Genomic DNA, 10,697 nt, shown 5'->3' on the forward strand with positions numbered 1-10,697 from the left:
AAAGACAGCTGTGACGCTGGCGCGTCAGGCCATCCATGGCCCGCTTACAACCGCCATCCTTGGCGGTTGAAGTCTTTATCTGGGGAGGAAAGCCTCTACCACCAACCACTGCACATCAGCGCCCAGAGGTGTTTTCACGCTTTGGGCGGAATAACTTCGCTTTAATATACGATAGCTTAAAACTAGAAATTCGAATAAACAAATAAAATCTTGGCAACGAATCAAGAATCAAGAATAAACCTCAATTCAGATCACGAAACTAGACTCCAACAATCAATCAAGGAGCAGAGAGACAGAGCCCGCCTTGTCTTAGACTTCATTCGCCAAGGATGGCGCATGTAAGCGGGCCATGGATGGCCTGACGCGCCAGCGTCACAGCGGTCTAAGACTAGGCGGGCTCTGTCTCTCTGCTCCGAACCCAAAGAGCGAAACAAGTTCCCGAGTTCGGAGCTCGAAGAGCTCAAAAGGACTCTTCGAAACGGAGCTACAAGAATGTTACTTAGCGAAAGGGCTGCTGTCGCATTCGATAACGTGCCATGGAAGGCCGTGCTCGTTTAGCATCGCCATAAATGGGTCTGGATCGAATTGCTCCATGTTCCAAACGCCTGGTTTCTTCCATGTGTTGTTAAGCATTAATGCTGCGCCGATCATTGCTGGTACACCTGTGGTGTAAGAAACAGCTTGAGCGCCTACTTCGTCATAACAAACTGCATGATCACAGTTGTTGTAGATAAAGATGGTTTTTTCTTTGCCGTCTTTAATGCCCGTAATGTATGTACCAATGCAGGTTTTACCTGTATATCCTTCAGCTAAAGAGCCAGGGTTTGGCAATACTGCTTTTAGGAATTCCAATGGCACGATTTGTTGGCCTTGGAAATCGATTGGAGCAATGCTGGTCATGCCGATGCCTTCCAATACTTTCAAGTGAGTTAGGTAAGCGTCACCGAAGGTCATCCAAAAACGAGCGCGTTTAAGCGTTGGGAAGTGTTTAACTAGAGATTCCAATTCTTCATGGAACATCAGGTAAGAAGCTCTAACACCAATGTTCTGATAGTCTAAATCTTCACGCACTGACAAAGGCTCAGTTTCTTTCCATTCGCCATTTTCCCAGAAACGACCGCGTTGAGTGATTTCACGGATATTAATTTCGGGGTTAAAGTTGGTTGCGAAAGCTTGGCCATGATCACCACCATTACAGTCAACAATATCTAAGTAATGAATTTCATCAAAATAATGCTTTGCTGCATAAGCGGTGTAAACGTTGGTTACGCCTGGATCAAACCCGCTACCTAACAATGCCATGATGCCGGCATCTTGGAACTTCTGTTGATAAGCCCACTGCCAAGAGTATTCAAATTTAGCTTCGTCTTTAGGCTCGTAGTTAGCGGTATCAAGATAGTCGGTTTTGGTTGCTAAACAAGCGTCCATGATTGGCAGATCTTGATATGGTAAAGCTAGGTTAACTACCAAGTCGGGTTTTACTTTGTTGATAAGCTCTGCAACAGCATCAGCGCTGTCTGCATCAACAGTGAATACACCTTTTAAGCGGTCTGCGCCAACTTCTTTTTGAAGCGTTTCACATTTTGATAATGTACGGCTTGCCAAATATATTTCATCAAACATTTCAGGCAATCGAGCACATTTTTTAACTGTAACGGAAGAGACGCCGCCAGCACCGATAATTAACACACGAGACATAAGAATTCCTTACTGAATTATTTGGCTGCATCGTAACAGCAATTTTTGAATTGGCAAGTTTAATAGAAAAGCGTTTACAGCGATAGGATCTGTGTGAAATATCACAAATAAAGTACAAGATTTCTAGCTTCGTAAACCTTGGAGACCACCTGTGTGGATTATCAATATTTTACTATTGGGTGGGAAGTGGCCATGTTTGATAAGTGATGCGGCAGCATAAAAGCATTTACCTGAGTAGACAGGTTCGATGAAAATAGGTGTGTCCTTATTTAGGAGCGATTTTTGATGGTGGTTAAATTTTTTGCAGAAGCTTTCTAGCTCGGGAGTGGATTTCGCGTAGCCGCCAAAATGGAAGTTGTGATTGATATGCCATGGCAATATAGGTGTGTCTTTATTTAGGCTGCCTTCGGCTTTGTTTAGGAATTGGCTTACTAGGGATTCTAGGTAGTTTTCACCTTGCAGTGAGGCTATGCCGATGACTTCTTTGGCAATGTCGCTTTGGCAGTATTCAACGATCCCTGCCATGCTAGCACCGCTGCCAACTGGGATTAGAATTGCGTCAAATGGTTTGTCTTGCGCAGCAATTCTGATTTCTTCCAACATGTCTTGCATGCCATAAATGGCATCTTGTTGAGAGCCTCCTTCTGGAATGATGACGTCGACATCGAGTTCTTTTTGCAATGCTGCTAAATAGTCAGATTCTGTTCTTCTCTGATAGCTAGCTTTATCGACGAATACTAAGTTGCATTGCCAATCACGTAAGTCCTGCAATGTTGGGTTCAGTTTTTGCTTTTCTAAATAGGCGCCACGAATCACGGCGGTAAACTTTATATTTAATTGATGACAACAATAAGCTAAGGCATGCAAATGGTTTGAATAAGGCCCACCAAAACTGAGTATGTGTTTGGGACGTTCATGCATGAAATCTTGCAAGGGTTTGGCTAGTTTTCGCCATTTGTTGCCAGATATAACCGGATGTAGAAGATCATCACGTTTGCACCACACTTCCATTTGTTTGAATGCATCTTTAGTGCTGCCTGTTTCACAAATGCCATCAAAACTGAGTAAATCAGACCAATCTGCATTTACCTTTTGCAAAGGAGAAGGAGTCACTATACAAAACTCCTTTTCTAAAGCATCATTTGCTGCATCGCTTAACACCGTATTACCCTTTTATTTGATCTATAAGGCTAGCTTACGACGTTATAACTTATATATCATCTGCAATATCGCAGACATTACACATTTTATTTTGAAGAGCCCAATATGAATGCAAGTCATCATCTCATTTTATTTTTGTCTCTTGTACTCACGCTTTCAGCTAACGCATCAAACTCTATGCCCAAAATGCAAACGCCTGCAGCAATTGATGCAAAAAGCAATGAAAGCAGTATGAGTACATCAGATTTGAAAAACACGCCTTTAACATTCGAACAAATAAGCAAGCACTACATCAAGAATCCAATGATGGTCGGTGAAGCAAGGCTAAAAGTACTTTTCTGGAAGATCTATGACGCCAAACTTGCCGCCCCTGATGGAAGCTGGAAAAAGGACACACCTTTTGCCCTTTCTCTAAGCTACTTGCGAGATTTCGAAGGCGAGGAAATTGCCCGCCGCTCGGTAGGTGAAATGCGTGAAATTGGTTATGACGATGAGGCGTTGCTTTCGAAGTGGTATGAACAGATGCGCGAGATTTTTCCAAACGTGAAAGAAGGTGAGAACATCACCGGTGTGTTTGATAAAAATCAACATTCTCACTTTTTCTATCAAGGAAAATTGATAGGCACGATTGAAGATAAAGTATTTGGCCAGTCGTTCTTTGGCATCTGGCTTCATGAAAAAACGTCAGAGCCAGATATGCGAAAGCAATTACTCGGGCTGAAATAGCTGAACCATCTGCTAACTAAACATTATGCGCTTCCCAAGTACTCAACATTTAATACAGAATTGAAAGGAATACGAATGAACTTCACCGAATTAAAAATAAAACTCATCAAGCTCACAACAGTGGTAACACTTAGCTTGTTCTTAGGCGCTTGCTCGGTTTCCTTGGATGCTCAGAAGTACGAACAAATGAACCCTAAATTTGATATTGAATCCTTTTTCGATGGAAAAGTGAAAGCTTGGGGGATAGTGCAAAACAGAGATGGCGATATTGTGCAGCGTTTCATCGTAGATATTGATGGATATAAAAAAGATGGCCAATTGATTCTTGATGAGAGCTTTGTATATGGCTTTGGCGATGGACCTAAAAAACGAGTTTGGACCTTAACGAAGAATGCAGATGGTTCTTTCACTGGGAACGCCGGCGATATTGCAGGGCCAGCATTGGGAGTTCCGCATGGTAACGCCTTCAACTTTAGCTATGAGATGGATTTAGCTGTGGGCGATAGCACGTATCGCGTAAACTTCGACGATTGGTTTTTTGCTTTCGATGACAAGACCATGATGAACCGCTCTTACATTAAGAAATTTGGCATCGTGATGGCAGAAGTTTCTATTTTTATGCAAAAGCAATAGCAATAGCTTACAGAAACCATTAACTGATACAGTTCTCAAATCATAAATCTCAAATTATATATCTAAAATTATAAATAGTTTGTGAATATGTAATCAAGGCGATAATCGTTTAGTATCAGTCAAACCCGATTTTACGGGTAAAATGATTGAAAGAAACAATGAAAAAAGAAAGCCATTAAACAAGGAAAGCAAGATGATAATAGTAGTAATTTGCATGGCCATAGTGGTCTTTATGCCGATTCTGGCCAAGGTTCCGTTGGCAATTATGATGAACAGGCAGGGTGGGTATGACAACCGCAATCCGCGTGATCAGCAAAAAGCCCTGGAAGGATTAGGCGCTAGAGCGAAAGCCGCACACGAAAACTGCTTCGAAGCGACTACATTTTTTGCACCTACTGTCTTGTTAGTTGTAGCCGTCAATGCAGTGAGTCATACGACAGCTTACTTGTGTATTGCCTTTGTCGTATGCCGCATCGTTTACATTGCATGTTACCTGGCTGATTGGCATTTTCTCAGAAGTTTATTTTGGGGAATAGGAATGCTCACCATCGGCGCGCATTATTATTTCTTGCTGAGCTAAGTAGCTTCTGATTACCGCACAAATCGATATTTCTCAGGGTAGGGCGTAAAGTTTTGAATAACACCTTGAGCCGTTAGTTTCTGGGTTTCTAACCAATATTCGACGGTCATGATATCGCCGTGCAGTTCTTTCAGGATGTCCTTGAATTCTTTTTTGCCAACAATGAAGTGTTCAAACTGTTCCGGAAACACATCAGTCGGGCCAACAGATAAGGTGTCAATTGCATAAGGGTCGTCATTTTTGGGTAAGCTACGAAATTGGCGTTCAGACATGTAACATATTTCATCGTAGTCATAAAATATAACTCGGCCCGTTTTAGTCACACCAAAGTTCTTATGCAGCATGTCGCCAGGAAAGACATTGGCGAGTGCAATCTGTTTTATACAAAGTCCGAGTTCATCAAGCACGTTCCTAATCTTTTCAGGATCTGTTTCTTGTTTTAAATATAAGTTTAGCGGCGTCATTTTTCGTTCTATATACAAGTGTGAAATAACGAGCTCATTCTCAGTCAGAGTTACACTGCTTTTGCATGTTTCAAGTAAGTAATCTAACAGTTCTTGGTCTATTCGCTCCAATGGGAATCGAAAATTAACATATTCATGAGTATCGGCCATTCGGCCTACACGATCCGTGGTTTTCACTAAGCGATAACGGTCCTTCACGTATTCTCTGGTGATTTTCTTACTTTCAGCAAACTCATCTTTAATCACTTTAAACACCACACCGTATGAAGGTAGGTGGAATACTGTCATAACTAAGCCCTTAATACCGGGAGCGAGTTCAAATTTATCTAGCTCGCTGTTACCCGCAGTGTTTTCTATATGTTGCAGGTAGTTTCGATAGAAAACCGTTTTACCATGCTTGTAAAAACCCAAAGACATGTACAACTCGAAATGCTTTTTATGTGGTAATAATTCCTGTAAGAAGGCGACGACCTCTGCGGGATATTGAGTATCGGCCATAAAATAAGAGCGTGCGAAGCTAAATATTACGCTTAGATGATGGCGCTGTGTGAGCAAGGCATCTACCATCAATTTACCGCCATCCGTCATTTGCATGGCAATTACAAATGGTAGCGTTTCGTTGGGCATACAAATGCGGCCGACCAAGTATGCAGCTTTCCCTCTATAGAAGACTGGCTTGAGCATTTCTACTGTATGCACACTTGCTAACTGCTCACGATCTAAGCGTGCCCTTAAAGCTTTGTCCATGTTCTCCAAATCGAGTTGCAAATTATCAAAAGGCGTTTTAAAACGGTAGCGATCGAATATAGCTTCGTGCATGGCTCGCACTGTGCTTGAAGTGTCAAAACTATGAATGACCTTGTGGCGATCTTGCCCTGATAGATAACATCGACTTGGCAATACAAACATCATGCTATCGTCTATCTTACTGTGTTTGAAAATACGGCCAATAACTGAGTTATAGAATGTTTCGGCTAGCTCAAATTGCGGGTGGTCCTTAAGCAGCTTTGAGTATTGTGTTTTTGCCGCTCTCCAAAAGCTCGGATTTTGTTGTTTGGGATGCACTTGTTGATACAAGTCAATCACGATATCAGTCAGGCTTTGCTCATATATGGCGATGCGTTCTTTGATGGCTAATTGAGACTCAGCCCATTGCTCGTTTTCAAAGCGCTGTTTAGCATCGGCGCTAATATGGGTATGCCAACGATAGGATTTGTCAAAACCGGTGATAATTTGATAGGCAAATTGGCGAGCAATTTTATCTAAGCTTTCTTGAGTGACTTCGCTCATATAATTAATGTCCTTTTTGAAAGCCGATTATTTTTGCTTGCAGTATCATTTTGTTTCATTGTGAACTCGCCAACTTATGTCTTGGGTGAATTTAGGAAGGCCTAAAACTCCAGCAATAATCACTCACCTGTTAAAATGAAATATAACTGTAAAATAACAAGAAGTCGCATTACCACAAACTATATTTACTATTCTTAAAAGAACACATTGAATCTCTGCGAACAAAGTTAATAGCTTGTAGTCAAATGATAGTCTATGCTTTCGTCGCGAAGGTTAAACGAGGAATGTACATTGATTTTTAGGACACTCGACAAACTATTTTTTGGTATCACATTAGTGATAGCGCTGCAGGTGCCGCAACTAGCTGATCATTATCAGCAGTTTTTGGCTGGAATGCATGAGTCTAGTCAATGGCAGATCAATGGTTATCAGGAAACTGCAAATAGATACAATTACGCATCTGTCAGTGCCATGATTGAACATCACTTGCAAAATGACGTCGCAAGCGTGCGCGATGATGCAATTCAGAAACAGCAAACTATCGCTACACACCAAGTTCTAAGCGAAGGTTTAGCCACTTTTCAAAACGGTAATCTACTGCAAAAACTTATGTTTATGCTGTCACCCAGTGGCTGGCAGTATGTAGATAATACTTTGGAGAACTTCTCATTTGGTCTGCCAATAACAACTGAAGGTATTTTATTTGGCGTAGTATTTGGCTTGTTTTTAAATATGCTGGTAAGTACGCCTGCTTCTATAATTGCTAAAAGACGCCGTTCTAAGAAATTAATCAGCAAAAGTAAGCAAGCCGAAGCTAAAACTTAGATATGCTCTGGCATTTAACTTTGGCTTCAGGAAATGAATAAATTCAAATCGCTAACTTATTGTTATTGGGCATTTAAATAATAGATAAACTGCCTTAAAATCAAGGTCGTGCAGAAAAACATCATTTAGTCCAACTAAATCGGATAAAATACTGTATATTCCGCACTCATTTTTTGACTGTAGCCAGTATTTATTGGTCTTTCATGCCATTAAACGACTACATTACAGAAAACTGCTCCAAAGGACCCCCACATGAAATTTTCAACTTTAGATCTACATCCACTACTAACTCAAGCTGTTGAAGCTTGTGGTTTCAGCGAAATGACCCCTGTGCAAGAGTTATCAATGCCCAAAGCTCGTCGTGGCAAGGACTTACTTGTACATGCACAAACCGGCACTGGCAAAACAGCAGCCTTCGGTTTTCCCATTTTGCAGCAAATGTTGGATACGCCTAAAGAGACTATTTCAGGTAGCCCAAGAGCGCTAATTCTGACTCCAACGAGAGAGCTGGCTGAACAGCTAGCAAACGCGATTGGTAGTTACGCCCAATTTACCGAACTTAAAGTGACCGCGGTTTATGGTGGCGTAAAGTTGGGCGGGCAAGCGAGTAAGCTCAAGCAAGGCATTGATATATTAATTGCAACGCCTGGTCGTTTGCTTGAGCACATGGCATTAAACAACCTAACTTTAGCGAATGCAGAATTTGTTGTACTTGATGAAGCGGATCGCATGCTGGACATGGGTTTCATCGCTGACGTGACTGATATCATGCAGCACACAGCGAACAAACGTCAAACACTGTTGTATTCGGCAACAAGCTCACCGGCAGTGAACGAGTTATGCCATAAGATTTTAAATAATCATGCTGAAATACGAGTGAGTAAAGCGAACGCTACTGCGGATACCGTTAACCATGTTATGTACCCCGTTGAAGAGTCACGCAAAATCGATTTATTTAAAGCCTTGCTGAAACAATACAATTGGTTCCAAGTATTGGTGTTTACTAGTACTAAAGAGCAAGCTGACAAGTTAATGGCAGCCCTGAAGCAAAGTAAAATAGAAGCTGCAGTTTGTCATGGTGATAAGAGCCAAGGTTCACGCCGCCGTGCGCTTGCCGATTTTAAATCAGCGAAGCTTCAGGTTTTAATTTCAACCGAAGTGGCCGCAAGAGGACTTGATATCCAAGGCTTGGATTTTGTGGTTAATTACAACCTTCCATACCTACCAGAAGACTATGTTCACAGAATCGGTCGAACTGGTCGCGCAGGAAACTCAGGCAACGCAATATCATTTGTAAGCCGAGAGGAAGAACGCACGGTTAGCCGCATCGAAGCACTGATTGGCACAAAAATTAAACGTGTTGTTAAAAAAGGCTTCGAAGTGAGTGATCGTCAAAGCTTATTGAAAAGCATCTCAAGAAATGGTCGTCCGAGTAAATCGAATAAGGCCAGTAAAACACAGATTACCGGCGATAAAATGAAAGCGAAGAAGCGCAGCACTGCCAAACGTAAGTAACAAGCTCACAAGTAAAATTCCCGTCGTCCTTGCGTTGGCAAGGACCTCCTAAAAACACTTCCATTTTGCCTACGAAGGAATAACGAGTTTAGCGGTAGGAGATTCCTTCCTTCGAAGGAATGACGAGTTTGGTAGTGTCAGGCAAGGACCTTCCAAACCACCTATTTGATCGCATGCGCAATATATTGCTTTATGTCACTTAAAGCGCTTGGATTTTGAAAAACATCTGAAACATATGTCGGTTTTTGGATAATCCCTTTATCAATTAATCGACTTATCTGTGGTAAATAATCCAATGATGTTTTACCTGCAAATAGGAAGTTGAAGTTAGGTTCATGTTCATAGGCATTCAGCATTTTATGGAAGCCTTGTAAGTACAAATAATCCTTCACAAAACCACCGCCTCTATAAATTCTGGAACAAACTGAAAAGGCAATATCATTGCTCGCACCATATTCCTCTTTCAGCAGCAAAAAACTTTTGCGAAAACTTTTTTCTTTTATCATTGATTGCACAGCAACCACACGTAAGGCTAGAATTTTTAAGCGCTTAATCGTTAAATTATCCGAAAGATACTCACTCAATATAGCAAGTCCCTCTTGAGTCATGGTGTTTAAAGGGTTTCCAATTTCTAATATTCGAATGTCCTGTTTTCGAGCATTAAGGGTTGTGACTAAATGCACGCCTATTTCATGTTGTGCTAAGGCCCTCGTATCGCTCCCGGATAGCTTAGCTTTCTTGTTCAACTTGATAGTGGTACCAGACACCAATGCATTCGCGAGCATGTTTTCTTCTATTTTGAAGCTGTGAGGCAATTCATTCTGTTCAGCAAAATCAATCAAGATTTGCTTTATTTGATCAAAGCTCAATAACTCCTCATTCTCTTCATTTAGATTACCAGGCAAATGTAGTATAAATTTGGCATTACTCACGTCTTTTTGTGTTGGTTCACCGAAGTAACGAAGCGAGTCATAAATGAATTCATTGCTGCCGATGGAATTGAATTGGTCTACTTTATCCAAGTAACTGTTGATCGTGTCGAAATAGATTTCTTCCAAATCCTCATCAAACACAGTTTCTAGCGGCAAATTGAGCAGCTTTCTTTTCGTCGCAAATACGTCGACTTTATTACCAACATATGTAAATTCAGGTTCAATTGAATAGTGACTCTCTAAAAAAGTATTTTTTTGTTGCTCAAAGTTAGTTGGGTTAACCGCGCTAAGAATATTGATAGTTTTCGTGATGTCGTAAAATGCAGAATCAAATTCGATAAGTTCTTGAGAAATGTGTGCCTTACCTTGATTAGTTTCAGTCACTAGTTGTCCTTGGTTGTTGTGGTAGCGTATGCTCAAACTAGACTGTCACATATAGTCGACTTTCACGCAATCCTAAACTTAAGTTGATTTAGGTCGCTAATTTGATGATAGATTTTCGCTAAAACTATAGAAATTGAAATTATATCCTATTTCTCCTGAAAACGTGGTTGACATATAGACGTCTATACGGCAAATTGAACTCATAAAATAAGAATAAAATTAACGACAAAAAATTAAACTGAGGAGCTTGTCCTAGTGATGATGAATATTGCACGAATCAACGTCAGTAAAACGTCCTACACTTGTGATAATACAGCTCGCGCAAAACTTGTTTCTGCGTGTCAGTTTGTGAGCATTTTGAAGAAAACCACTAGTATATGCTTAGTGGATAAAAGCGTTGCTAAAACAACGATAACAAAAATGATGCAAACAATGACCAGTATGATGATTATTATGCCTTCAATGGGCGGTCGTTAGCTTTTGCAAATT

General features: G+C 41.0%; 11 protein-coding genes. 7 read left to right on the forward strand and 4 right to left on the reverse strand.

The annotated features are described in order from the left end of the window. Positions 1-35: 35 nt before the first annotated feature. Positions 36-206: a hypothetical protein gene (locus ACKLNX_RS03075; RefSeq protein ID WP_412971175.1), complete on the forward strand. Its 171-nt coding sequence runs from the start codon at positions 36-38 to the stop codon at positions 204-206. 289 nt (positions 207-495) lie between these two features. Here the strand turns inward: ACKLNX_RS03075 and ACKLNX_RS03080 are convergent, their stop codons facing one another. Next, positions 496-1,698 carry a saccharopine dehydrogenase family protein gene (locus ACKLNX_RS03080; protein WP_412971176.1) on the reverse strand — a complete coding sequence of 401 codons (1,203 nt, stop codon included), beginning with the start codon at positions 1,696-1,698 and terminating at the stop codon, positions 496-498. A gap of 123 nt (positions 1,699-1,821) precedes the next feature. Further along, on the reverse strand, positions 1,822-2,859 hold the full coding sequence (locus ACKLNX_RS03085) for a 1-aminocyclopropane-1-carboxylate deaminase/D-cysteine desulfhydrase (protein ID WP_412971177.1): 1,038 nt from the start codon (positions 2,857-2,859) through the stop codon (positions 1,822-1,824). A gap of 105 nt (positions 2,860-2,964) precedes the next feature. On the opposite strand from ACKLNX_RS03085, the gene ACKLNX_RS03090 reads away from it, so the two are divergent. The 3 genes from ACKLNX_RS03090 (at position 2,965) to ACKLNX_RS03100 (ending at position 4,798) form a co-directional block, all read left to right on the forward strand. Next, positions 2,965-3,585, forward strand: a complete 621-nt coding sequence (locus ACKLNX_RS03090; RefSeq protein WP_412971178.1) for a chalcone isomerase family protein — start codon at positions 2,965-2,967, stop codon at positions 3,583-3,585. 75 nt (positions 3,586-3,660) lie between these two features. Continuing rightward, complete coding sequence (locus ACKLNX_RS03095; protein WP_411693210.1) at positions 3,661-4,218, forward strand: DUF3833 family protein; 558 nt, start codon at positions 3,661-3,663, stop codon at positions 4,216-4,218. A gap of 193 nt (positions 4,219-4,411) precedes the next feature. Continuing rightward, a complete protein-coding gene (locus ACKLNX_RS03100; protein WP_412971213.1) occupies positions 4,412-4,798 on the forward strand; it encodes an MAPEG family protein in 387 nt (128 codons plus the stop codon). Positions 4,799-4,809: 11 nt separating this feature from the next. On the opposite strand, the gene aceK is transcribed toward ACKLNX_RS03100, so the two are convergent. Then, positions 4,810-6,552 carry a bifunctional isocitrate dehydrogenase kinase/phosphatase gene (gene aceK, locus ACKLNX_RS03105; RefSeq protein ID WP_412971179.1) on the reverse strand — a complete coding sequence of 581 codons (1,743 nt, stop codon included), beginning with the start codon at positions 6,550-6,552 and terminating at the stop codon, positions 4,810-4,812. A 291-nt stretch (positions 6,553-6,843) separates the two neighbouring features. On the opposite strand from aceK, the gene ACKLNX_RS03110 reads away from it, so the two are divergent. Both ACKLNX_RS03110 and ACKLNX_RS03115 read left to right on the forward strand, forming a co-directional pair. Next, positions 6,844-7,377: a DUF2937 family protein gene (locus ACKLNX_RS03110; RefSeq protein ID WP_412971180.1), complete on the forward strand. Its 534-nt coding sequence runs from the start codon at positions 6,844-6,846 to the stop codon at positions 7,375-7,377. 252 nt (positions 7,378-7,629) lie between these two features. After that, a complete protein-coding gene (locus ACKLNX_RS03115; protein WP_412971181.1) occupies positions 7,630-8,892 on the forward strand; it encodes a DEAD/DEAH box helicase in 1,263 nt (420 codons plus the stop codon). 161 nt (positions 8,893-9,053) lie between these two features. On the opposite strand, the gene ACKLNX_RS03120 is transcribed toward ACKLNX_RS03115, so the two are convergent. Continuing rightward, complete coding sequence (locus ACKLNX_RS03120; RefSeq protein ID WP_412971182.1) at positions 9,054-10,208, reverse strand: flavohemoglobin expression-modulating QEGLA motif protein; 1,155 nt, start codon at positions 10,206-10,208, stop codon at positions 9,054-9,056. A 258-nt stretch (positions 10,209-10,466) separates the two neighbouring features. Between ACKLNX_RS03120 and ACKLNX_RS03125 the strand changes: the two genes are divergently transcribed. Beyond that, positions 10,467-10,685 carry a hypothetical protein gene (locus ACKLNX_RS03125; protein ID WP_412971183.1) on the forward strand — a complete coding sequence of 73 codons (219 nt, stop codon included), beginning with the start codon at positions 10,467-10,469 and terminating at the stop codon, positions 10,683-10,685. The last annotated feature ends 12 nt before the right edge of the window (positions 10,686-10,697 follow it).

The sequence above is a fragment of the Glaciecola sp. MF2-115 genome, assembly GCF_047250385.1.
In the GTDB taxonomy this organism is placed as follows: Bacteria; Pseudomonadota; Gammaproteobacteria; order Enterobacterales; family Alteromonadaceae; genus Glaciecola.